General features: G+C 64.3%; 19 protein-coding genes and 7 tRNA genes. 6 read left to right on the top strand and 20 right to left on the bottom strand.

The window, feature by feature from the left end; genetic code table 11:
- Positions 1–12: 12 nt before the first annotated feature.
- From ACZ899_RS11430 to gltX, 12 genes are all read right to left on the bottom strand, one after another.
- Positions 13–456 (bottom strand): Hsp20 family protein, encoded by a 444-nt coding sequence (locus ACZ899_RS11430; RefSeq protein ID WP_234561572.1) that lies wholly within the window; start codon positions 454–456, stop codon positions 13–15.
- Between the two features lie 167 nt (positions 457–623).
- On the bottom strand, positions 624–1,595 hold the full coding sequence (locus tag ACZ899_RS11435; RefSeq protein ID WP_234561571.1) for a tRNA dihydrouridine synthase: 972 nt from the start codon (positions 1,593–1,595) through the stop codon (positions 624–626).
- Between the two features lie 52 nt (positions 1,596–1,647).
- The gene (locus ACZ899_RS11440) at positions 1,648–2,082 is read right to left on the bottom strand and encodes an acyl-CoA thioesterase (protein WP_234561570.1); all 435 of its coding nucleotides are present in this window, start codon (positions 2,080–2,082) and stop codon (positions 1,648–1,650) included.
- 44 nt (positions 2,083–2,126) lie between these two features.
- Entirely contained in the window at positions 2,127–2,960 is an 834-nt protein-coding gene (locus ACZ899_RS11445) for an alpha/beta fold hydrolase (protein WP_203647534.1), read from the bottom strand.
- Positions 2,961–2,984: 24 nt separating this feature from the next.
- A complete protein-coding gene (locus ACZ899_RS11450) occupies positions 2,985–3,524 on the bottom strand; it encodes a TetR/AcrR family transcriptional regulator (protein WP_050704722.1) in 540 nt (179 codons plus the stop codon).
- Positions 3,525–3,695: 171 nt separating this feature from the next.
- A tRNA-Glu gene (locus tag ACZ899_RS11455) sits at positions 3,696–3,771 on the bottom strand.
- A 42-nt stretch (positions 3,772–3,813) separates the two neighbouring features.
- A tRNA-Ala gene (locus ACZ899_RS11460) sits at positions 3,814–3,889 on the bottom strand.
- A gap of 66 nt (positions 3,890–3,955) precedes the next feature.
- Positions 3,956–4,031 (bottom strand) — tRNA-Glu (locus tag ACZ899_RS11465).
- Positions 4,032–4,073: 42 nt separating this feature from the next.
- A tRNA-Ala gene (locus ACZ899_RS11470) sits at positions 4,074–4,149 on the bottom strand.
- A gap of 53 nt (positions 4,150–4,202) precedes the next feature.
- A tRNA-Glu gene (locus ACZ899_RS11475) sits at positions 4,203–4,278 on the bottom strand.
- A gap of 72 nt (positions 4,279–4,350) precedes the next feature.
- Positions 4,351–4,426: transfer RNA gene (locus ACZ899_RS11480), tRNA-Ala, on the bottom strand.
- 325 nt (positions 4,427–4,751) lie between these two features.
- Positions 4,752–6,233, bottom strand: a complete 1,482-nt coding sequence (gltX, locus tag ACZ899_RS11485; RefSeq protein WP_203647535.1) for a glutamate--tRNA ligase — start codon at positions 6,231–6,233, stop codon at positions 4,752–4,754.
- A 142-nt stretch (positions 6,234–6,375) separates the two neighbouring features.
- Here gltX and ACZ899_RS11490 point away from each other — a divergent pair, with 142 nt between their 5' ends.
- Positions 6,376–7,425: an HlyD family secretion protein gene (locus tag ACZ899_RS11490; RefSeq protein ID WP_234561569.1), complete on the top strand. Its 1,050-nt coding sequence runs from the start codon at positions 6,376–6,378 to the stop codon at positions 7,423–7,425.
- On the top strand, positions 7,415–8,965 hold the full coding sequence (locus ACZ899_RS11495) for an MDR family MFS transporter (RefSeq protein WP_267967162.1): 1,551 nt from the start codon (positions 7,415–7,417) through the stop codon (positions 8,963–8,965). Before ACZ899_RS11490 ends, ACZ899_RS11495 begins: the two co-directional genes overlap by 11 nt.
- A 136-nt stretch (positions 8,966–9,101) precedes the next feature.
- Here ACZ899_RS11495 and uvrB read toward each other — a convergent pair whose 3' ends face one another.
- Positions 9,102–11,117 (bottom strand): excinuclease ABC subunit UvrB, encoded by a 2,016-nt coding sequence (gene uvrB / locus ACZ899_RS11500; protein ID WP_232857729.1) that lies wholly within the window; start codon positions 11,115–11,117, stop codon positions 9,102–9,104.
- Between the two features lie 289 nt (positions 11,118–11,406).
- Between uvrB and ACZ899_RS11505 the strand changes: the two genes are divergently transcribed.
- The 3 genes from ACZ899_RS11505 (at position 11,407) to ACZ899_RS11515 (ending at position 14,113) form a co-directional block, all read left to right on the top strand.
- Positions 11,407–12,603, top strand: coding sequence for an amino acid aminotransferase (locus ACZ899_RS11505; protein WP_186716432.1), 1,197 nt, complete (start codon positions 11,407–11,409; stop codon positions 12,601–12,603).
- Between the two features lie 62 nt (positions 12,604–12,665).
- A tRNA-Asn gene (locus ACZ899_RS11510) sits at positions 12,666–12,741 on the top strand.
- Positions 12,742–12,868: 127 nt separating this feature from the next.
- Complete coding sequence (locus ACZ899_RS11515; protein WP_234561568.1) at positions 12,869–14,113, top strand: cytidine/deoxycytidylate deaminase family protein; 1,245 nt, start codon at positions 12,869–12,871, stop codon at positions 14,111–14,113.
- 13 nt (positions 14,114–14,126) lie between these two features.
- Here the strand turns inward: ACZ899_RS11515 and ACZ899_RS11520 are convergent, their stop codons facing one another.
- From ACZ899_RS11520 to ACZ899_RS11540, 5 genes are all read right to left on the bottom strand, one after another.
- Positions 14,127–14,540, bottom strand: coding sequence for a cupin domain-containing protein (locus ACZ899_RS11520; protein ID WP_234561567.1), 414 nt, complete (start codon positions 14,538–14,540; stop codon positions 14,127–14,129).
- Between the two features lie 965 nt (positions 14,541–15,505).
- Positions 15,506–16,066, bottom strand: coding sequence for a DUF1285 domain-containing protein (locus ACZ899_RS11525; RefSeq protein WP_234561566.1), 561 nt, complete (start codon positions 16,064–16,066; stop codon positions 15,506–15,508).
- An 11-nt stretch (positions 16,067–16,077) separates the two neighbouring features.
- Positions 16,078–16,683 carry a DUF4823 domain-containing protein gene (locus ACZ899_RS11530; protein WP_050704713.1) on the bottom strand — a complete coding sequence of 202 codons (606 nt, stop codon included), beginning with the start codon at positions 16,681–16,683 and terminating at the stop codon, positions 16,078–16,080.
- Positions 16,684–16,749: 66 nt separating this feature from the next.
- Entirely contained in the window at positions 16,750–17,718 is a 969-nt protein-coding gene (locus tag ACZ899_RS11535; RefSeq protein WP_234561565.1) for a GTP 3',8-cyclase MoaA, read from the bottom strand.
- Between the two features lie 129 nt (positions 17,719–17,847).
- Entirely contained in the window at positions 17,848–18,483 is a 636-nt protein-coding gene (locus tag ACZ899_RS11540) for a TetR/AcrR family transcriptional regulator (protein WP_011532895.1), read from the bottom strand.
- Between the two features lie 74 nt (positions 18,484–18,557).
- Here ACZ899_RS11540 and ACZ899_RS11545 point away from each other — a divergent pair, with 74 nt between their 5' ends.
- Positions 18,558–19,691 (top strand): aminotransferase class V-fold PLP-dependent enzyme, encoded by a 1,134-nt coding sequence (locus ACZ899_RS11545; RefSeq protein WP_234561564.1) that lies wholly within the window; start codon positions 18,558–18,560, stop codon positions 19,689–19,691.
- A 344-nt stretch (positions 19,692–20,035) separates the two neighbouring features.
- Here the strand turns inward: ACZ899_RS11545 and ACZ899_RS11550 are convergent, their stop codons facing one another.
- Positions 20,036–20,818: a TatD family hydrolase gene (locus ACZ899_RS11550; RefSeq protein ID WP_234561563.1), complete on the bottom strand. Its 783-nt coding sequence runs from the start codon at positions 20,816–20,818 to the stop codon at positions 20,036–20,038.
- Positions 20,819–20,851: 33 nt separating this feature from the next.
- Positions 20,852–21,838 (bottom strand): DNA polymerase III subunit delta', encoded by a 987-nt coding sequence (locus ACZ899_RS11555; protein WP_234561562.1) that lies wholly within the window; start codon positions 21,836–21,838, stop codon positions 20,852–20,854.
- Between the last annotated feature and the right edge of the window lie 97 nt (positions 21,839–21,935).

Genomic DNA, 21,935 nt, shown 5'->3' on the forward strand with positions numbered 1-21,935 from the left:
ATCCCGCCGAACTCAGTTCAGCACCGGCTTTTCGCCGTTGATCGGGATGCGCTTGGCCTTGGCTTCTTCCGGCACGATGCGCAGCAGTTCGATGCTGAGCAGGCCGTTGGCCAGGCCCGCGCCCTTGACCTCGATATGGTCGGCCAGGCGGAACGACAGCTTGAAGGCGCGCTGGGCAATGCCCTGGTGCAGGAAGGTGACGCCTTCGCCTGTGTTGTCGCGCTTGCCGCCGGTCACGGTCAGGACGCCTTTTTCGACCTGCAGGTCGAGGTCCTGCTCCTGGAAACCGGCTGCGGCAACCACGATGCGATAGTGGTCATCGCCATGCTTTTCCACGTTGTAGGGCGGGTAACTGCTACCGGCCTCGTTACGGGCGGCGGCTTCGAACAGGTCGTTGAAACGGTCGAAACCGACGGAGTTGCGGAAAAGAGGTGCGAGAGAGAAAGCGGTAGTCATGGTCATTAACTCCTGAGATTCAGCAAGTAAAGTCACTACGCGACCCGACTTCGGCATCGCGTACTCAAGAGATATGTCCGGGCAAAAGGCTTTCAAGGGCTGGCCTGAAAAATTTTACGACTGGGTATGGCTTCGTGGGAGCGGGCTTGCCCCGCGATAGCACCAGCTCAGGCGACACAAGCCTCGACGGCCCGCATCTCCACGCCCAGCAACCCACTGATCCGCTGGCAGTCATCCTCCCGACGCAACTCGGCGAATAGCGCCACCGCCTCGGGATAGCCACGGGTCAGCATCGCCAGCCACTGCTTCATCCGCCCCGGCGCATAGCGTGGCGACAGCTTGTCCTGGGCCTGGCGCCAGAACTCGCGCAGCAGCGGCAGCAACTCGTCCCAGCTCATCGGCTGGTACTCGACGCCATCGCGGGCCGCGGCGATCTGCAGGGCCAGGTCCGGGCGCGACACCAGCCCACGGCCCAGCATGATATCCCTGGCGCCACTGACCTCGCGGCAACGCCGCCAGTCGTCGACCGTCCAGATCTCGCCATTGGCGAACACCGGCACCGCGACCACATCCTGCACCCGTGCCACCCACTCCCAATGGGCCGGCGGCTTGTAGCCCTCGACCTTGGTCCGCGCATGCACCACCAGGTGCGCCGAGCCGCCTTCGGCCAGCGCCCTGGCGCAGTCCAGCGCGCCGTCGGGGCTGTCGTAGCCCAGGCGCATCTTCGAGGTCACCGGGATATGCGCCGGCACCGCGCGACGCACCTCGCGGACGATGGCATGCAGCAGCTCGGGCTCCTTGAGCAGCACCGCACCGCCCCGGGACTTGTTGACGGTCTTGGCCGGGCAGCCGAAGTTCAGGTCGATGACCGGCGCGCCCAGCTCGCAGGCCAGGGCCGCGTTTTCAGCCAGGCACACAGGATCCGAGCCGAGCAGCTGTACACGCATCGGCACGCCGGCGGCGGTGCGCGCGCCCTGGCGCAGCTCCGGCGCCAGCTTGTCGAACGACGACGCCGGCAGCAGGCGGTCACAGACGCGGATGAACTCGGTGACGCACCAATCGATGCCGCCCACCCGGGTCAGGACGTCGCGCAGGATGTTGTCGACCAGCCCCTCCATCGGGGCCAGGGCAATTTGCATTTCAGGGTCTCGCCACGCAAAAGGCGGCAGTCTAGCAAAAAACCGCCGCGCTTCAGCGCCCGGTCAGCGCCGGACCGTAACCATCGAGGAATTCCGCCGGCATGCGCCTGGGCTTGCCACTGGACAGCTCGATGCAGGCGAAGGTGGTCTGCGCCCGCAGCAGGGTAACGCCGTCACTCGGGCGCTTGAGCTGGAAGCGCCGGGTCATGCGCAGGCGCTGGTCCCAGTCGACGATCCAGGTGGCCAGCTGCAGCTCGTCGTCCTCATAGGCGGCGGCGAGGTAGTCGATTTCATGGCGGACCACGGCCATCGCCCGGTCCAGCCGGCGATACTCGGCCAGGTCCAGCCCCAGGCGCTGGGAATGGCGCCAGGCGCAGCGCTCCAGCCAGGTGACATAGACGGCGTTGTTGGCGTGGCCGAGGCCGTCGATGTCCTCGCTGCCGACGCGTAGGTCGATGATGAATGGTGTTGCCAGATCCCAACTCATGCCCGCTCCCGGTGTTCAGTGACCGGGCAGAGTGTAACGGATGCTCAGGCGCTTTGCCGCGCGTGCTGGGTAGAACGCGCCAGCAGCTCCATCACCGCCTCGCCCAGGCGCGGGTCGGCCAGCACCCGCTGATGACCACCCTCTTCCAGCAGCAGCAGGCGGCTGTCGAACCAGGCCTGGTGAATCACCGGCGCCTCGCCGGCCGGCACCACCGGATCGTCCTCGGCGTGCACCACCAGGCCCGGCACATCCAGCTGATAGCCACTGACATCCAGGCGCGCCACCTGGACGCCGACATCCCGCTCCACCTGACGGATGAACGCGGCCCGGGCCCGGGCCGGCAGACCCAAGCGCCGGGCAAAACCGCGCAGCACGCCAAGCAGGCGGGCCGGCGCGGCGATGCTGACCGCCGCATCGGTGCGCAGCCCCCATTGCAGGGCCAGCAACAGGCTGGCGCCGCCCATGGAGTGGCCAATCACCGCCCGCAGCGGCGGCAGCTCGGCGGCGGCCTCCAGCAAGGCGCGGGCGAACGCCACCACATGCGCCTGCTCGCCGGGCGAGCGCCCATGGGCCGGCCCTTCCAGCGAAACCACGGTATGGCCGCTGTCGACCAGCCGCTCGATCAACGCCGCGAACTGAGTCGGGCGCCCTTCCCAGCCATGCATCAGCAACACCGTCGGCCCCTGCCCCCAGCGCAGCGCCGACAGCCCGAAGCGCAGGGTAATGCGCTCGGCGCGGGCCAGCAGCGGCAGTTCCCAGGCTTTGGGCGGCAAGGTGCGCGGCGTCATGAAGGCACGACGCATCTTGCCGGCGACATGTTCGGGGACCAGGTGGCCGAGGGTGCCATTGACGCCACGAATCCAGCTCAGGGTAGTCATCGCCTTGCTCCAGGGTCAGGTTGCTCAGATCACCGCCGACTTGGCGGCGCGCAGGATACGGTCGGACAGCTCGCCATCGCCCAGGGCACGGGCCACGGCCAGGCCACCCACCATCAGGGCGAAATCGGCGAGCGCCTTGTCGATGTCTTCGGGGCGATCGACCATCTGTGCGGTCATCAGCTCGATGTGTTCGGCCAGCACGTTGCGAAACGCCTCCGGCAGGCGTTGCATCTCGCTCAGCGCATTGGGAATCGGGCACGCCTGCACCTCGGAATCACGGTGCTTGCGCGACAGGTAGAAGGCCGCGACCAGGGCCCGACGCCCGGCGCCGTCAAGGGCGGGATCGACCTGAGCGAGCAAGGCCCGGCGCTCGCCGAGCAACTGGCTGAACGCCTCGAGCATGAGCTCGTCCTTGCTGTCGAAGTGGGCATAGAAGCCGCCGACTGTCAGCCCCGCGGCGCCCATGACCTGGCTGACGCTCGGCTCGGCCGGCCCCTGCTGCACCAACGCGCTACGGGCGGCATCGAGGATGCGTTCGCGGGTCTTGCTCTTCTTGTCGCTCATGGCTCACCTCAAAACATTATGATCATCATATTATGCTCATAATATTTTCTGGCAAGCGGAATCTGCGGCCATTGATCGGCGCAGCGACACTTTTCGGGAGGCAGAAAAAACAAAAGGCCCATTCAATAATCGAATGAGCCTTATAAGTCCTGCAAAACGCAGGTAAAAAATTGGCGTCCCCTAGGGGACTCGAACCCCTGTTACCGCCGTGAAAGGGCGGTGTCCTAGGCCACTAGACGAAGGGGACTTAAACCTTCGTGCCGACTCGCTGCTGCGAATCGTGGCGAATTGGTGGAGCTAAGCGGGATCGAACCGCTGACCTCCTGCATGCCATGCAGGCGCTCTCCCAGCTGAGCTATAGCCCCGAGTAAAACAAATGACTCACCGATCTGGATGATGAGCCATTCAACTCCCGCAAACGCGGGTAAAAGTGGCGTCCCCTAGGGGACTCGAACCCCTGTTACCGCCGTGAAAGGGCGGTGTCCTAGGCCACTAGACGAAGGGGACGTAACCTTCGTGCCGACCCGCTTTCGCGAATCGCGGCAAAATTGGTGGAGCTAAGCGGGATCGAACCGCTGACCTCCTGCATGCCATGCAGGCGCTCTCCCAGCTGAGCTATAGCCCCGGATTTCTAGCCTCGCGGCCCAGCGACATCGTGAAACATCGCTTGTGTGAAACTGGCGTCCCCTAGGGGACTCGAACCCCTGTTACCGCCGTGAAAGGGCGGTGTCCTAGGCCACTAGACGAAGGGGACGAACCTTCTTACCTTCAAGACCCGTTTACTGGAACCGGTCTTGCCTGACGGCCTTGGCCATCAAGCGGAATTTGGTGGAGCTAAGCGGGATCGAACCGCTGACCTCCTGCATGCCATGCAGGCGCTCTCCCAGCTGAGCTATAGCCCCACAATGTCGCTTTGAACCGAACCGCTGGCTGGGTGCCTGGCGTTTCGTTTTCGTTCATCGCTGTGGACGGGGCGCATATTAAGATCGGATTGCAGGGCTGTCAAACGAATTTTTGAAAATATTCAAAATTTTTTTCACAGATAACAATCACTTACCGCCCTGCCCTGCTGAATCAGAGCGCCGCTCCCTTGTAGGAGCGGCCTTGTGTCGCGAAAGGGCCGCAAAGCGGCCCCGGCAATTCTGCGTCAATGCACAGATTGTGGGACCGCGTTGCGGTCCTTTCGCGACACAAGGCCGCTCCTACAGGGGGCAGCGATAGCCGCTGTCAGGCGATATTCGCCAGCAGCTTCTCCCACTCCTTGTTTTCCTTCTTCGACACGCCACCGAGCAGGTCGATGGCCTGGCGCAGGCGGTAGCGGGTCAGGTCGGGGCCGAGGATTTCCATGGCGTCGAGCACCGACACCGAGCTGGCCTGGCCGGTGATGGCGGCGAACATCAGTGGCATGGCATCGCGCAGTTTGAACTCCAGCGACTCGACCACGGCCTGGATGCAGCCGGTGATGCGGTCCTTTTCCCACTGACGCAGGCTTTCCAGCTTCCACAGGATCAGCTGCATCACCTGGCGCACCTGGTCGGCCGACAGCTTCTTGCTCTCGAACAGCTTGGCGTCAAGCTTGAGCGCGCCTTCGAAGAAGAAGCCACCCAGCGGGGCGACCTGGCTGAAGGTCTCGACCCGGCCCTGCACGTGCGGGGCGATCTTCATCATGTAGTCGCTGTTGAACGCCCACTTCTGCACGCGCGCGGCGAACTCTTCCACCGGCAGCTCACGCAGCCACTGGCCGTTCAGCCACGACAGCTTCTCGATGTCGAAGATCGGACCGCCCAGGGAGATGCGCGACAGGTCGAAGTGCTCGACCATCTCGTCCAGCGAGAACTTCTCGCGCTCGTCCGGCATCGACCAGCCCATGCGGCCCAGGTAGTTGAGCATGGCTTCGGGCATGAAGCCCATGCGCTCGTAGAAGGTCACCGAGGTCGGGTTCTTGCGCTTGGACAGCTTGCTCTTGTCGGGGTTGCGCAAAAGCGGCATGTAGCACAGCTTGGGCTGTTCCCAGCCGAAGTACTCGTACAGCTTGATCAGCTTGGGCGCCGACGGCAGCCACTCTTCGCCGCGCAGCACGTGGGTGATGCCCATCAGGTGGTCGTCGACCACGTTGGCCAGGAAGTACGTCGGCAGGCCGTCGTTCTTCATCAGCACCTGCATGTCCATGCGGTCCCACGGGATCTCGACGTCGCCACGGAGCATGTCCGGCACCACGCAGACGCCTTCGCTCGGCACCTTCATGCGGATCACGTGTGGCTCGCCAGCGGCCAGGCGGCGCTGCACTTCCTCGTCGCTCAGCAGCAGAGCACGGCCGTCGTAGCGCGGGGTTTCGCCGCGGGCCATCTGCTCGGCACGCATCTGCTCCAGCTCTTCGGCGGTGCAGAAGCAGTAGAAGGCGTGGCCGGCATCGACCAGTTGCTTGGCGTATTTGGCATAGATCTCGCCACGTTCGCTCTGCCGGTACGGGCCGTGCGGGCCGCCGACGTCCGGGCCTTCGTTCCATTCGATGCCGAGCCAGCGCAGGGCGTCGAAGATCTGCTGCTCCGACTCGCGGGTCGAGCGCAACTGGTCGGTGTCTTCGATCCGCAGGATGAACTCACCGCCATGCTGCTTGGCGAAGCAGTAGTTGAACAGGGCGATGTAGGCGGTGCCGACATGGGGGTCGCCGGTGGGCGATGGCGCGATGCGCGTGCGAACGGTGGTCATGGAGAGTCTCGGACAAAGAGAAACAAAGGCGGAATGTTAGCAGGGAGCGGGCACCGGGCTCCAGCAATGGCGCGATCGCCACTTGTGAGCGCCCCGCCGGGCGCTGTTAAATTTGCTTACATTTTCGCAATGACAGCCTCCCATGCCCACTCCACTCAAACGTCGCCTGCTGGTCTTCATCACCCTGGTGCTGCTGGTCGGCCTTGCCTTCCTGGCCCACTGGTACTTCAAGGGGCGCTTCTACGAGAGCACCGACAACGCCTATGTGCAAGGCGAGATCACCCGCATCTCCAGCCAACTGGGCGCGCGCATCGACGAGGTGCGGGTCGAGGACAACCAGCATGTGAGCAAGGGCGACCTGCTGGTGCGCCTGGAAGCCGCCGACTTCGAACTGGCCGTCGAGCGCGCCCGCGCGGCCCTGGCCACCCGCGAGGCGGAACTGGCCCAGGCGCGCAGCCGCCTGACCCAGCAAGGCAGCCTGATCGCGGCCGGCCAGGCCCAGGTCGCCGCCAGCCAGGCCACCCTCGACCGCTCGCAGCTGGACCTCAACCGCGCCCAGGCCCTGCGCAAGCCCGGCTTCGTCTCCGAAGAGCGGGTCACCACCCTGTCGGCGGAAAGCCATGTCGCCCGCTCCCAGGTGGACAAGGCCCAGGCCGACCTCAAGGGCCAGCGCCAGCAGGTCGACGCCCTGAACGCCGAACTCAAGCGCCTCGACGCGCAGATCGCCAACGCCCGCGCCGACCTGGCCCAGGCCGAGCTGAACCTGACCCGCTGCGCGATCCACGCGCCGATCAGCGGCACCATTGGCCAGCGCAACGCCCGCAACGGCCAGGTGGTGCAGGCCGGCGCCTACCTGCTGTCGATCGTCCCCGACGAGGACATCTGGGTGCAGGCCAACTTCAAGGAGACCCAGATCGGCCGCATGTACCCCGGCCAGCGTGCCGAACTGCTGTTCGACAGCTACCCCGACACCCCGATCGAGGGCCGCGTGAACAGCCTGTTCGCCGCTTCCGGCGCGCAGTTCAGCCTGTTGCCGCCGGACAACGCCACCGGCAACTTCACCAAGGTGGTGCAGCGCATTCCGGTCAAGCTGACCTTCGCCGCCGACAACCCGCTGCATGGGCGCATACGCCCGGGCATGTCGGTCACCGTCACGGTCGACCTGCGTGATGGGGATGCGGATGGCCGGTGACGCGCTGCTGCGCCCCACCGCGGAGCCGACCCGGCGCGACTGGATCGCGGTGATGAGCGTGATGCTCGGCGCCTTCATGGCGGTGCTGGACATCCAGATCACCAACTCTTCGCTCAAGGACATCCAGGGCGCGCTGTCGGCGACCCTTGAGGAAGGCTCGTGGATCTCCACCTCCTACCTGGTGGCCGAGATCATCATGATCCCGCTGACCGCCTGGCTGGTGCAGCTGCTCTCAGCCCGGCGCCTGGCGGTGTGGGTGTCGCTGGGTTTCCTGGTCTCGTCGCTGCTGTGCTCGATGGCCTGGAACCTCGAGAGCATGATCGTGTTCCGCGCCCTGCAGGGCTTCACCGGCGGCGCGCTGATCCCGCTGGCGTTCACCCTGACGTTGATCAAGCTGCCCGAACACCACCGCGCCAAAGGCATGGCCATGTTCGCCATGACCGCCACCTTCGCCCCTTCCATCGGCCCGACCCTGGGCGGCTGGCTCACCGAGAACTGGGGCTGGGAATACATCTTCTACATCAACATCCCGCCGGGGCTGGTGATGATCGCCGGCCTGCTCTACGGGCTGGAGAAGAAGGAAGCGCACTGGGAACTGCTCAAGAGCACCGACTACGCTGGCATCGTAACCCTCGGCCTGGGCCTGGGCTGCCTGCAGGTGTTCCTCGAGGAGGGGCATCGCAAGGACTGGCTGGAGTCGAGCCTGATCGTCAGCCTGGGCAGCGTCGCCCTGCTCAGCCTGATCCTGTTCGTGATCCTGCAGTTCTCCCGCCCGAACCCGCTGATCAACCTGCGCATTCTCGGCAACCGCAACTTCGGCCTGTCGAGCATTGCCAGCCTGGGCATGGGCGTCGGCCTGTACGGGTCGATCTACCTGCTGCCGCTGTACCTGGCGCAGATCCAGGGCTACAACGCCCTGCAGATCGGCGAGGTGATCATGTGGATGGGCGTGCCGCAGCTGTTCCTGATTCCGCTGGTGCCGCAGTTGATGAAGGTGATCCCGCCCAAGGTGCTGTGCGCCCTGGGCTTTTGCCTGTTCGGCGCGGCCAGCTTCGGCTCCGGAGTGCTCAACCCGGACTTCGCCGGCCCGCAGTTCAACCAGATCCAGGTGATCCGCGCCCTTGGCCAGCCGATGATCATGGTGACCATCTCGCTGATCGCCACGGCCTATATCCAGCCCCAGGACGCGGGCTCGGCGTCGAGCCTGTTCAACATCCTGCGCAACCTGGGTGGCGCCATCGGCATTGCCTTGCTGGCGACGCTGCTGGATGCGCGGACCAAGGAATACTTCGACTACCTGCGCGAGGCGGTGGTGCCGAGCAACCCACAGGTGGCGGAGCGCCTGGCGCAGCTGGCCGAGCGGCTAGGCAGCGATAGCGCGGCGCTGGGCAAGCTGTCCGAGATTACCCACCAGCAGGCCTTGATCATGGCCTACAACGATGCCTTCCATTTTGTCGGGATCGGGCTGGCGGTGAGCATGTTGGCGGTGTTGCTGACGCGCACGTTGCCGCAGGGGTTGAAGGCGGGTGAAGCGCACTGACACAGCCCACAAGCAAAATCTGTCGTGCGGCTGCCGGCCTCTTCGCGGGTAAACCCGCTCCCACAGGTTCAGCGTCTACGCGAATCCTGTGGGAGCGGGTTTACCCGGCGAAGGGGCCGGCACTGATAGACGCCGCTCAACTGGCGATCAGCCGCTCGCGCAGCTTGCCGATCTCGTCGCGCAACTGCGCGGCGGCCTCGAATTCCAGGTCGCGGGCGAACTGGAACATCTTCTCTTCCAACTGCTTGATGCGCTTGGTGATCTGCGCCGGGGTCTGCAGCTCGGCCTCGTAGCGCTCGGCCTCCTCCGCCGCCTTGGCCATGCCCTTGCGCTTCTTGCTCCGCGCTCCCGGCACCGTGGCGCCTTCCATGATGTCGGTGATGTCCTTGACCACGCCCTTGGGCACGATGCCATTGGCTTCGTTGAACGCCACCTGCTTGGCCCGACGCCGCTCGGTCTCGTCGATGGCCCGCTGCATGGAGCCGGTGATGTTGTCGGCGTAGAGAATCGCCTTGCCATTGAGGTTGCGCGCGGCGCGACCGATGGTCTGGATCAGCGAGCGCTCGGAACGCAGGAAACCCTCCTTGTCGGCATCGAGGATCGCCACCAGCGACACCTCGGGCATGTCCAGGCCCTCGCGCAGCAAGTTGATCCCCACCAGCACGTCGAAGGTGCCCAGGCGCAGGTCGCGGATGATCTCGACCCGCTCGACGGTGTCGATGTCCGAGTGCAGGTAGCGCACCCGCACATCGTGGTCGGCCAGGTAGTCGGTGAGGTCCTCGGCCATGCGCTTGGTCAGCGTGGTGGCCAGCACCCGCTCGCCCATAGCCACGCGCTTGCCGATCTCCGAAAGCAGGTCGTCCACCTGGGTCAGTGCCGGGCGCACCTCGACCTGCGGATCGACCAGGCCGGTCGGCCGCACCACCTGCTCCACTACCCGCCCGGCGTGCTCGGCCTCGTAGGTACCGGGGGTGGCGGAGACGAAGATGGTCTGTGGGCTGACCGCCTCCCATTCGTCGAAGCGCATCGGCCGGTTATCCAGTGCCGACGGCAGGCGGAAGCCGTACTCCACCAGGGTCTCCTTGCGCGAACGGTCACCCTTGTACATGGCACCGACCTGCGGAACGCTGACGTGGGACTCGTCGATCACCAGCAGCGCGTCATCCGGCAGGTAGTCGTAGAGCGTGGGCGGCGGCGCACCGGCCGGGCGCCCGGAAAGGTAGCGCGAGTAGTTCTCGATGCCGTTGCAGTAGCCCAGCTCGAGGATCATCTCCAGGTCGAACCGGGTGCGCTGCTCCAGGCGCTGCGCCTCGACCAGCTTGTTGTGTGTGTTCAGGTACTCCAGTCGATCCTTGAGCTCGTCCTTGATGCCCTCCACCGCGTCGAGCAGGGTCTCCCGCGGGGTCACGTAGTGGCTCTTGGGGTAGAAAGTGAAACGCGGCAGCTTGCGGATCACCTCGCCGGTCAACGGATCGAAGGCGGCGATGTTCTCCACCTCGTCGTCGAACAGCTCGATACGGATCGCTTCCAGGTCCGATTCGGCCGGGAAGATGTCGATCACGTCGCCACGCACGCGGAAGGTGGCGCGGGCGAAGTCCATCTCGTTGCGGGTGTACTGCAGGTCGGCCAGGCGCCGCAGCAGGGCGCGCTGGTCGAGTTTGTCGCCGCGGTCGACGTGCAGGACCATCTTCAGGTACGTCTCGGGGCTGCCCAGGCCGTAGATGCACGACACGGTGGTGACGATGATCGCGTCGCGCCGCTCCAGCAGCGCCTTGGTCGCCGACAGGCGCATCTGCTCGATGTGATCGTTGATCGACGCGTCCTTCTCGATGAAGGTGTCCGACGACGGCACGTAGGCCTCGGGCTGGTAGTAGTCGTAGTAGGAGACGAAGTACTCCACCGCGTTGTTCGGGAAGAACGCCTTGAACTCGCCGTACAACTGGGCTGCCAGGGTCTTGTTCGGCGCCAGCACCATGGTCGGGCGCTGCACCTGCTGGATGACGTTGGCGATGCTGAAGGTCTTGCCCGAGCCGGTCACCCCGAGCAGGGTCTGGTGCGACAGGCCCGCGTCGATGCCCTCGACCATCTGGCGGATTGCCTCGGGCTGGTCGCCGGCCGGCTGGAATCGGGTGACGAGCTGGAACTCGGACATGACGGACCTCGTGGATATCGCGGCAACTGTAAATTTAGCCAGTAGTCTATACCCAAATGCGCGCCCCGGGCGCGGGATTCAAGCCCGACCTGTGAACGTTCATGTCTATGGACCGGGCAATTCGACCAATGGTCGAAAAATATTTGCGCAAACAGCCGGAAAAGCTGCGCCAGACTGTCGCAGTGACCGGTCGGTATCACTATACTGACTCCCCGTTTGCGCACCGCTTCAGTGCCTTCGGCTGGAGCGTGGCGACCCCTATCACTCTCCTATCAGAGCCAAGGTAACAATGAGCCTGTTTTCCGCTGTCGAGCTGGCACCCCGCGACCCTATCCTGGGCCTCAACGAAGCATTCAACGCCGACCCACGCACCGACAAGGTGAACCTGGGCGTGGGCGTCTACTGCAATGAGGAAGGCCGCATCCCGCTGCTGCGCGCGGTAATCGAAGCCGAGACCGCCCGTGCCGCCCAGCACGCTTCGCGCGGCTACCTGCCGATCGACGGCATCGCCCAGTACGACCAGGCCGTGCAGAAGCTGATCTTCGGCGCCGAGTCGCCACTGCTGGCCGCCGGCCGCGTGGTCACCGTGCAGGCCGTGGGCGGCACCGGCGCGCTGAAGATCGGCGCCGACTTCCTCAAGCGCCTGCAGCCGGGCGCCGTGGTGGCCATCAGCGACCCGAGCTGGGAAAACCACCGCGCCCTGTTCGAGAGCGCCGGTTTCCCGGTACAGACCTACCGTTACTACGACGCCGCCAGCCAAGACGTCAACCGCGCCGGCATGCTCGAGGACCTGAACAAGCTGCCGGCCGGCTCGGTCATCGTCCTGCACGCCTGCTGCCACAACCCGACCGGCGTCGACCTGTCGCTGGACGACTGGAAGAACGTCCTGGAAGTGGTCAAGGCCAAGGGCCACATCCCGTTCCTCGACATGGCCTACCAGGGCTTCGGTGCCGGCATCGACGAAGACGCCTTCGCCGTGCGCCTGTTCGCCGAGTCGGGCCTGGAGTTCTTCGTTTCCAGCTCGTTCTCCAAATCGTTCTCGCTGTACGGCGAGCGCGTTGGCGCGCTGTCGATCGTCACCGCCTCGAAGGACGAGAGCACCCGCGTGCTGTCGCAGGTCAAGCGAGTGATCCGCACCACCTACTCCAACCCGCCGACCCACGGTGCCAGCATCGTCGCCGCCGTGCTCAACAGCCCCGAGCTGCGCCAGATGTGGGAAACCGAGCTGGCCGAGATGCGCGAGCGCATCCACGGCATGCGCAAGCAGATGGTCGAGCTGCTGGCCGAATACGGCGCCAAGCGCGACTTCAGCTTCGTCGGTCGCCAGTGCGGCATGTTCTCCTACTCGGGCCTGACCGTTGAGCAAGTGGCGCGCCTGAAGAACGAGTTCGGCATCTACGCCCTGGACACCGGTCGCATCGCGGTCGCCGCGCTGAACCAGAGCAACATCCACGTGGTCACCAAGGCCATCGTCGAAGTGCTGTAACTGCTTGATTGTCTTGGGGGAAGCTTGACTTCCCTCAAGCAATGAGTAAGATACGCGCAGATTCCGCGATAGCTCAGTCGGTAGAGCAAATGACTGTTAATCATTGGGTCCCTGGTTCGAGTCCAGGTCGCGGAGCCAAACACTGAAAACCTCCAGATGCGCAAGCACTGGAGGTTTTTTCTTTTCAGGATCCGCCGCTTGTTTTCCGACTGCCCTGGACTATCGTCTGCCTGCGCACCTCGCGCAGCAACGACAGGGAGTCAACATGGACACCGTTCGCAATGCCCAGCAAGCCGTGGAAGTGGTCGCCGATCAATCCATCCTCGCCGCACTGCAGAAGACGTTCGCGGTAGGCGGCTGCATCATCGAAAATGCCACCGGCAAGGTGTTGAAGGCCATGCACAACAATGTGCTGATGCCCTACCCCGACAGCACCGCGCAACCCCCGTTCCTGCCTCATGATCCTACAGCCCACGGCGAACGCCAGTTGGTGCAGTGGTACTACGACAATCGCCAGGCCCTGAACCTGCCGCCGCCCGGCGCGCTCACCGTGGTCACTACCCTGGACCCCTGCGCGATGTGCGCAGGCTCGCTGCTGACCGCCGGTTTCAATGTGGCGGTCAGCGCCATCGACACCTATGCCGGGGTCAACTACAACAGTCAGTTCGACTTCCCGACCCTGCCGCCGGAAGTGCGCCAGAAAGCCCAGCAAACCTGGGGCTACTACGCGGTAGACAAGCCTATCGATCGGCAGTACCAAGGCTCGACAGGCCCCGTCTTCGCGAAGGAAACCATCGACGCGCGAGTATTCAGCCTGACCGGCTCGATCTTCGACGCCAGCGTCAACACGGTACGCGATGCGAGCAACAATAGTGGCCTGGCGCCTGACAAGCTGAAGAACCCGGCATCGCTGCCGGCCAACAGCGCGGTGCGCAAGGCATTGGCCGAACTCAGCCCATGGGCATTGACGGTCAAGTTTGACGACCCGCGCATGCCGGGCGCGGCCTTGGCCAAGCCATTGACGGAAACCGCTCGCCATGCCGACACGATGAATGCCGTGGCCTTGCTGGATCCGTTCGGCAACCTGCTGGCCTGCCTTGGCGGCCAGGAAAAACAGTCGCCCATCCGCACGGCGTTCATGGAAACCACACGCCGCTATGCCCTGATGCGCTGGCAGTTGATGAACAGCAACGACCCGCAGGTCCGCGCTGAGGCGCAGCAGTACCTCACCCACCCCAAGTACGGCACGTTCGTCTTCCTGTACATCCCTGATCCGCGCACCAGTGAAGCAGTGATGACCTTCGGTGCGTATGGCTCGACCATGGAGGGGCCTGTGCCGCAGTCGTTCCCGTCCAACCTGCAATATGTGCTGCTGCACCCAGGTGTGACGCCGCAGGCCGTGGCGCAGCTGGCGCAGAAGCTGCCGCCCTTCTACACCCAGAGCGTTCAGGTCGCCCCCAGCCAGGTGCTGGACGACGCCTTGATCCAGGCTGCGAAGGGCGCGCTATAAGCCCCTCTGTCAATCATTGGGACAGGGGCTCGGTCACTGGACGCCCCTCGTCCACCAAGCTCCAGACCAGCAGTTTGGCCGGCTGGGTCTTGCTGGCATTGCGCGACACGCTGTGCACGGTGCCCGGCGCCTCGTACCAGAACTCGCCGGCCTTGTAGGTTTTCTCTGGTTCGTCGTTGAGCTTGGAGGTCACCGCCCCTTCCAGCACATAGGCCATGACCGCTCCCGGATGCTGATGGGCGGGCGACGCCTGGCCGGGGCCATAGCTGACCGTGAGCATCACGGCTTTCTTGCCGGGGGCGTTGGTGGGGAGTTGCTCCTGGAGAATCTTGACCTGGTCGGGCTTCTCGCCGTGGGCCCAGGTGAGTGACAACGGGGCGAGCAGGCCTAATGTCAACAGGGCAATAGGTAGACGGATGGGTCGCATGGGGTTTCTCCTGAGGGGTATCTGCCTGCAGGTTAAGCCCAGGGTTATGAGGGGCAAATGGCCAATTCGCGGAAAAAACGGGAGGCCGATTGCCGGTTTATCGTTTTGGCCGTTGCCGTTGCCGTTGCCGTTGCCGTTGCCGTTGCCGTTGCCGTTGCCGATCAAGAGTTTAGCGCCATACTCAACTAGCGACAGCTGCGTCAGCCCAGGCGCCGCTCGTACCTTCGCGACTTCAGGAGGCCGAACGCAGGCCTTGCGGAGGGAGGTGACGGGCATGGATGCCCGTCAAGCGCTGGGGCCCAGGATGGGCCCTGCAGCGCGGTCCTCCCGGGAGCAAGGCCGGAGTGAGGGGACCCGGAGCGTAGCGGAGGGCCGGATGAATGGAGCGAGGATTTTTTGGTTCCTTTTTGATCCTTCAAAAAGGAACTCGCCGTAAGGGCGAAAAGGTGACTATGCGTCGACATCGCAAATGAATGCACTTACAACTATTAAAACTAGCACAGACCGACTTTGACTTTGACTTTGACTTTGACTTTGACTTTTAGAGTCATGTGTTTTGAAAGTTATATGCGCATTCATTTGCGATGGCGACGTATAGTCACCTTTCCGCCCTTACGGCGGGTCCCTTTTTGAAGGATCAAAAAGGGACCAAAAAATCCTCGCTCCATTCATCCGGCCCCTACGCTTCGCTCCGGGGTTCCCTCGCTCCGTTCTTGCTCCCGGGAGGACCGCGCTGAACGCCCCATCCTGGGGCGCAGCGCTTGACGGGCATCCATGCCCGTCACCTCCCTCCGCAAGAACTCCGCTCGGCCTCCTGAAGTCGCAATTGGCGGTGCCTGAACTATCGCGCGCTTAGATCAAGATCAAGATCAAGATCAAGATCAAGATCAAGATCAAGATCAAGAAATATGAGTTGATTGCTGGGCTGTTGTATCTGTAATGAAACGGGGATTCAGAAACAGTTATTAGACACTACGCCCAATCGGATAAAACTCACCCCGACTCCAAACCCCAAGCCAAACTTCCCCATCAATCTCCCGCGCCACCGCCAGTTCCACCAACTGATAGAACACATTGCGATGAATCAACGCCTCGAGGTTGCTGCGCATCAGCACATACGGAGAAGGCTCCTGGGTAACCGGATCAAGCTCAACCCGCAGGGGATTATCAGGCCCAGCCTCGACCTGATCGTCGACATTGCTGGTAAACCGCAGCACCTGCTGCTCCCCACTGCCCTCGACATCCAACAGCACAGCAACAAACGGCGCATCATCGACCCGAATCCCGACCTTCTCCACCGGCGTGACCAGGAAGTAATCGTCCCCGTCACGCCGAATGATGGTAGAGAACAACCGCACCATCGGCTTGCGCCCGATCGGCGTCCCCAGGTAGTACCAGGTCCCGTCCCGGGCGATCCGCATGTCGATGTCACCGCAGAAATCCGGGTTCCACAGGTGCACCGGGGGCAGCCCCTTGTGCGCGGGGATCTGCGCCAGCAGATCGTTGGCCTTGCCGGAATCGCTCATGACGCGCTCGCTCAGTTGCTCATGCCCAGAAGACTACGAGCGTACTCGCGCATCGGCGCGGCAAGCAAATCCTGTGGCGTGTTGTCGTGGAACGTCAACAAACCGCCGCGGCTCTTGATGCGCGCGGTGTCGATCAGGTAGCGGGTGCTGGTCTCGATCAGCATCATCTGCACCACGCCACGGTCCCAGCCCAGGCGATCGACAGCCTGCTCGTCATACCACTCGTCACCGTTGCCGATACGGTCGTCGGTGCGGGCGAAACGGGTGTACAACACATAGTCGGCACCCACCGCGCGGGCCTCGGCGATCGCGTCTTCCAGACCCAGCGGGCCCTGGGCGCGACGCACCAGCGGGAAGTACTCGACGAAGCTCTTGAAGGCCTCCTCGGCCACCGCGTTCTGCTGCGGCACCGGCCCCTTGCCCGGCGGCACGAAGGCGCCCTGGCCGATGAAGATGAACGAGTCCGGCTGCAGACGGATCGACAGGGTACGGGTGGTGTCGCTGTGGTCCAGCAGGCCCGCATCACTCATGTGGTAACGGACGCCCTCGCCCATATCGCTGACATTCATGCAGCCGCCCAACGCCATCAGCGCCAGCAGCAAGACCAGGCTACGCATCTTTCCTCCAGAAACCGGTGACGAAAAACCGGCGAATAGCCGCGGGATGCAGCTTTTGCGCCAGAGTCAGCCGCCGATCACCTTCATCACCATCACATCGCCGGAAAACGCCACATCCTGCTTGTCCGCCAGGGCCTTCACCAGCAGCCGCTGCAGCGCCGGAAGCGCCTGATGGCGGGGCTTGTCGAGCAGGTCGCCGACAAAGTGACGGTTACTCGACGACAGGCAGCCATGCAGCCAGCCGGTGGACGACAGGCGCAGGCGCGAACAGGTGCGGCAGAACGGCACGCTCTCGTTGGCGATCACGCCGAAATGGCCCTTGCCGGGAATGCGGTAACGCAGGGCCGTGGCATCCAGCGGGCGCGGCGCATGCTCATAGCTGTGTGACTGACCGATCAACGCCAGCAATTGCCCAAGGCCGACGAACTGCTGCAGGAAGGCATTGCCGTCGCGCGCCAGGTGGCCCATGCGCATCAGCTCGATGAAGCGCAGCTCATAGCCGCGTTCGAGGCAGTAGTCGAGCAGCGGCAGCACCTGATCGAGGTTCTGCCCGCGCATGGGCACCATGTTGACCTTGATCGCCATGCCCGCGGCGCTGGCCTGCGCCACGCCCGCCAAGACGCTGGCCAGGTCGCCACCCCGGGCGATCCGGCGAAAGGCACTGGCGTCGAGGGTGTCGAGGGAAACGTTGAGCCGGCGGATGCCGGCATCGCGCAGCAGCGGCAACTTGCGGGTGAGCAGCTGGCCGTTGGTGGTCAGGCTGATGTCGTCGAGCCCCAGGCCCGCCACCGCGCCGAGAAAGGCTTCCAGTCGCGGACTGACCAGCGGCTCGCCGCCGGTGATGCGCAGCCGTTCGACCCCGGCCGCCTCCACCAGGTAGGCCACGCCCCGGGCCAGGGCATCCGCCGTGAGCTCGTCCTGCGCCGCCACCAGGCGCTTGCCATCGGGCACGCAGTAGGTGCAGGCATAGTTGCAGGCAGCAGTCAGGCTGACGCGCAGGTTGCGAAAGCGCCTGCCTTGACGATCGACGATCATGGATGACTCCGGCGTGGAAGATTCTGGCGAGCAAAACCTGACTCAAAAATCAGGTTTTTGCAAGCCTTCCCGGCGAAGCCTTGAGCGAAGGCGCCCGCCGGATGTGCGGTGGGCGCTGCTTGAACGGCTTTAGTTCGCGGCTTCCGGATCGCGCTTGCGCTTGTTGCCCATGCGCACGCCGATGTCCATGAGGAACTGGAAGAAACCTTCCTGATCCTCGAGCACATTGCTCCAGAACGGCGAGTGGTACAGCGCCACCGCGCCATGGACCAGCGCCCAGGCGGCGCAGTAGTGGAAGTACGGCGGCACGTCCTCGAGCTTGCCCTCGCTGATGCGCCCCTTGATCAACTGGGTGAGGCGATCAAAGTTGGAGGCGCGGATGCTGTGCAGCTGCTCGACCATTTCCGGCACCTGGTTGCCCTTGACCACCTTCTCTTCCAGGCGGTCGAACAGCCGGTAGCGCTGCGGGTCGCGCATGCGGAACTCGAAGTAGGCACGCGACAGGGCTTCCTTGTCACGGTCGACGTCGGCCGAATGCAACAGCTCATTCAGGTCGCGCTCGTAGTCGAGCATCAGGCGCAGGTAGATCTCCGCCTTGGACTTGAAGTGCTTGTAGATCGTGCCTTTGCCGATACCCACGGCGTCGGCGATCATCTCGACGGTGACGCTGTCTTCACCTTGTTCGAGAAACAGCTTGAGCGCCGTGTCGAGGATCTCTTGTTCGCGACGGCGAAACTCACGGACCTTGCGAGGTTCTTTCTGCATAAAGAAGGACTGGGATGACAATCGAAGCGGGTTATTATGCCTAACTGGCGGCAAATTGCACGGATCTTCCAACCATGTCTGTGTTTCTTGATGAGTTCGAGCAGGCGCCGGGCCTGTGCTACCTGAATCACGCAGCGATCGCCCCCTGGCCGCGGCGGACCGCCGAGGCCGTGGCGCGCTTCGCCCATGAAAACGTGCGTCTGGGCGCCCGCGAGTATCCGGCCTGGCTGGCCACCGAGCGCCGCCTGCGCGAGCGCCTGGCACGCCTGCTGAATGCGCCCAGCACCGGCGACATCGCCCTGGTGGGCAACACCTCCCAGGCGCTGTCGCTGGTGGCCTTCGGCCTCGACTGGCGGCCCGGCGACCAGGTCGTCATCAGCGACGAGGAGTTCCCCTCCAACCGCGTGGTCTGGCAAGCCCTGGCTGATCGCGGGGTCGAAGTGGTCGAGGCAGGCCTGGCCGTCGCCGATCCGGAAGCGGCACTGCTCGCCGCCTGCGGCCCGCGAACGCGCTTGCTGTCGGTCAGCGCCGTGCAGTTCGCCAGCGGCCTGCGCCTGGACCTGGCACGCCTGGGCGCCGCCTGTCGCCAACGCGGCGTGCTGTTCTGCGTCGACGCGATCCAGCAGGTCGGCGCCCTGCCCTTCGATGTGCAGCACTACCAATGCGACTTCGCCATGGCCGACGGCCACAAGTGGATGCTCGGCCCCGAGGGGCTGGGGGTGTTCTATTGCCGCAACGACCTACGCCGGCAGTTGAGGCTGCATGCCTATGGCTGGCATATGTTGGAGCACCTTGGCGACTTCGAGCGCCGCCAGTGGCAGCCGGCCCGCAGCGCACGGCGCTTCGAGTGCGGCAGCCCGAACATGCTCGGCGCCTGCGCGCTGGAGGCCAGCCTGTCGCTGCTGGAGGATGTCGGCATGACGGTGGTCGCCGAACAGCTGGAGCAGCGGGTCGAGCAGCTGCATCAAGGGCTCACTGCCATCCCCGGGGCGCAGTTGCACAGCCCGATTGATCCTTCGCGGCGGGCCGGCATCGTCAGTTTCAGCCTGGATGGCCAGGCCAACGCCGACATTTATCGTGCCCTGAGCGATAGCGGGGTTATTTGCGCCGTACGCGGCCCCGGGGTGCGGTTTTCCCCACATTTCTATACCGACCCCAACCTGATCGACGACGTACTGCGACAGGTCCGGCAGATCGCCATGCATTGAACGCGCAAGGGGCTGCGGACGTATTCCAAATCTGTTTAAAAAACGATCAATCACCGCTGGCGGGGCGCCAATCCTGGCCAATACTTGAAGTGTTGGCGCGACGCATACCCCCAAGTGGCGCGCCGATAAAGGTACCCAGGGAGCGTGTGCCTTTGTTTTACTCCTAATGGTCTTAACCCGGATTCCCCCCCCAGAACCCGGGTTTTTTTTGCCCGGTTCGGGGTGCATGGGGAGGCGGCTTCAGATTTGCCTGGGCCAATGCTATCGCGGGGCAAGCCCGCTCCCACGAGTTCGATCATTACGTGGGAGCGGGCTTGCCCCGCGATAGCGTCAGCACGGCGACCTCAGATTACCCTTGCCAGCGGGAACAGTCGCTTGAAGTTGCTGGTCGTCTGCTCGGCCAACTGCTCGTAGCTCACCCCACGCAACGACGCCACATACTCGGCCACTTCCCGCACGTACTGCGGCAGGTTCGGCTTGCCGCGGTGCGGGATCGGCGCCAGGTACGGCGCGTCGGTCTCCACCAGCAGGCGATCCACCGGCACCTGCCGGGCCACCTCGCGCAGGGCGTCGGCATTGCGGAAGGTGACGATGCCGGACAGCGAGATGTAGTAGCCCAGGTCCAGCGCGGCCCTGGCCATCGGCCAGTCCTCGGTGAAGCAGTGCAGCACCCCGGCCTGGGGCAGGCTGGCCTCGCGCAGCAGCGCCAGGGTGTCCTCGCGGGCCGCCCGGGTATGCACGATGACCGGCTTGCCGGTCTGCCGCGAGGCCTCCAGGTGCAGGCGGAACGAGGCCTGCTGCAGCTCGGCGGCCTCCGGCTCGTAGTGGTAGTCCAGCCCGGTCTCACCGATGGCCACCACGTGCGGGTGGGCCAGTTCGCGCAGCAGCCACTCCAGCGCCGGCGTCTCGCCCGGCGCCAGGTCGAGCGGGTGCACGCCCACCGAGCAGTCCACGTCGGCATAGCGCTCGCTCAGCGCCTTGACCGCGCCGGCATTCTCGGCGCTCACGCCGATGCACAGGAAGTGCCCTACCCCGCGCTCACGGGCTGCCTGCAGGGCGGCGTCGAGGGAGCCCTGGTGGGCGCTCAGGTCGAGACGGTCGAGGTGGCAATGGGAATCTACGAGCATGGGAACACGACACACATGAATGAACGGTGGAAATCAGCGCATGCCCGGCAGCTGCACCCAGTGGGCGAGCAAGGCTTCGAGCAGCAGTACACGGTTGAGGTTGGCCTTGCCCAGCACTTTCTGGCGCTGCTCGAGGATCCACGCCTGGACCTCCAGCACCTTGCCCTGGCGGCTTTTCTGCGCCAGGTACTGCAGCACCTTGCGCATGTCGGCCAAGCCTAGTCCTTCCTCATCCTGGGTCAACTGGTAGCGCAGGATCAGGTGCGACCAGTCGCAGAACCAGTCGAACAGCAGCAGCAAGGGCACCGTGTTCCAGGCCTCGGCCAACTGGCTGGGCGACTGCTGTTGCTTGAGCAGTTTCTTCACCCCCTCGGTCACCAGCGCCCGCTGCTCGCGCACGCCCTGGGCCTGCAGGTTCACGGCCATCAGCGGCGAACCGGCGGCCAGGGTCAGCAGCTCCTCGCGCTCCTCCTCGCCACTGTCGGCAAGGGCGGCGGCCAGCCAGGCGCGGCTCTGCTCCAGGCTCGGCTGTGGGCAGGCGACCTGCTGGCAGCGGCTCTTGATGGTCGCCAGCAGACGGCTGGGCTGGTGGCTGACCAGCAGCAGCACGGTATCGCCGGAAGGCTCCTCCAGGCTCTTGAGCAGGGCGTTGGAGGCATTGATGTTCATCGCCTCCACCGGCTCGATCAGCACCACCTTGCGCCCGCCCTGCTGGGCGGTCTGCACCACGAATGACACCAGATCACGCACCTGGTCGATCTTGATCGGCTTGTCGGCCTCTTCCGGCTCCAGTACGAAGTTGTCCGGGTGGCTGCCGGCCTTGAGCAACAGGCACGACTTGCATTGGCCGCAAGCATCCAGGCCCTGTGGCTGCTGGCACAGCAGCCGCGCCATCAGGCGCTCGGCCAAGGCGCGCTTGCCGATGCCCTGGGGGCCATGCAGCAAGTAGGCATGGGCATGCTGGGCGCGCCCGGCCAATTGCTGCCAGAGCGCCTGCTGCCAGGGGTAGGCATCAGCCATACAGACCTCTCTTTGAATCTCGACCATACCTGTGCAAACAGGCGCAAGGTTTTGCAATCATTTCACCAGGCAAACTAAAATCGCCGCTAAATCGCGC

Source organism: Pseudomonas sp. TE31087 (assembly GCF_057284075.1).

What these genes read in the sequence shown, in the direction of transcription:
- ACZ899_RS11430 (WP_234561572.1), bottom strand. Translation starts at nt 456, where the DNA reads ATGACTACCGCTTTCTCTCTCGCACCTCTTTTCCGCAACTCCGTCGGT.
- ACZ899_RS11435 (WP_234561571.1), bottom strand. Translation starts at nt 1,595, where the DNA reads ATGCAAATTGCCCTGGCCCCGATGGAGGGGCTGGTCGACAACATCCTG.
- ACZ899_RS11440 (WP_234561570.1), bottom strand. Translation starts at nt 2,082, where the DNA reads ATGAGTTGGGATCTGGCAACACCATTCATCATCGACCTACGCGTCGGC.
- ACZ899_RS11445 (WP_203647534.1), bottom strand. Translation starts at nt 2,960, where the DNA reads ATGACTACCCTGAGCTGGATTCGTGGCGTCAATGGCACCCTCGGCCAC.
- ACZ899_RS11450 (WP_050704722.1), bottom strand. Translation starts at nt 3,524, where the DNA reads ATGAGCGACAAGAAGAGCAAGACCCGCGAACGCATCCTCGATGCCGCC.
- gltX (WP_203647535.1), bottom strand. Translation starts at nt 6,233, where the DNA reads ATGACCACCGTTCGCACGCGCATCGCGCCATCGCCCACCGGCGACCCC.
- ACZ899_RS11490 (WP_234561569.1), top strand. Translation starts at nt 6,376, where the DNA reads ATGCCCACTCCACTCAAACGTCGCCTGCTGGTCTTCATCACCCTGGTG.
- ACZ899_RS11495 (WP_267967162.1), top strand. Translation starts at nt 7,415, where the DNA reads ATGGCCGGTGACGCGCTGCTGCGCCCCACCGCGGAGCCGACCCGGCGC.
- uvrB (WP_232857729.1), bottom strand. Translation starts at nt 11,117, where the DNA reads ATGTCCGAGTTCCAGCTCGTCACCCGATTCCAGCCGGCCGGCGACCAG.
- ACZ899_RS11505 (WP_186716432.1), top strand. Translation starts at nt 11,407, where the DNA reads ATGAGCCTGTTTTCCGCTGTCGAGCTGGCACCCCGCGACCCTATCCTG.
- ACZ899_RS11515 (WP_234561568.1), top strand. Translation starts at nt 12,869, where the DNA reads ATGGACACCGTTCGCAATGCCCAGCAAGCCGTGGAAGTGGTCGCCGAT.
- ACZ899_RS11520 (WP_234561567.1), bottom strand. Translation starts at nt 14,540, where the DNA reads ATGCGACCCATCCGTCTACCTATTGCCCTGTTGACATTAGGCCTGCTC.
- ACZ899_RS11525 (WP_234561566.1), bottom strand. Translation starts at nt 16,066, where the DNA reads ATGAGCGATTCCGGCAAGGCCAACGATCTGCTGGCGCAGATCCCCGCG.
- ACZ899_RS11530 (WP_050704713.1), bottom strand. Translation starts at nt 16,683, where the DNA reads ATGCGTAGCCTGGTCTTGCTGCTGGCGCTGATGGCGTTGGGCGGCTGC.
- ACZ899_RS11535 (WP_234561565.1), bottom strand. Translation starts at nt 17,718, where the DNA reads ATGATCGTCGATCGTCAAGGCAGGCGCTTTCGCAACCTGCGCGTCAGC.
- ACZ899_RS11540 (WP_011532895.1), bottom strand. Translation starts at nt 18,483, where the DNA reads ATGCAGAAAGAACCTCGCAAGGTCCGTGAGTTTCGCCGTCGCGAACAA.
- ACZ899_RS11545 (WP_234561564.1), top strand. Translation starts at nt 18,558, where the DNA reads ATGTCTGTGTTTCTTGATGAGTTCGAGCAGGCGCCGGGCCTGTGCTAC.
- ACZ899_RS11550 (WP_234561563.1), bottom strand. Translation starts at nt 20,818, where the DNA reads ATGCTCGTAGATTCCCATTGCCACCTCGACCGTCTCGACCTGAGCGCC.
- ACZ899_RS11555 (WP_234561562.1), bottom strand. Translation starts at nt 21,838, where the DNA reads ATGGCTGATGCCTACCCCTGGCAGCAGGCGCTCTGGCAGCAATTGGCC.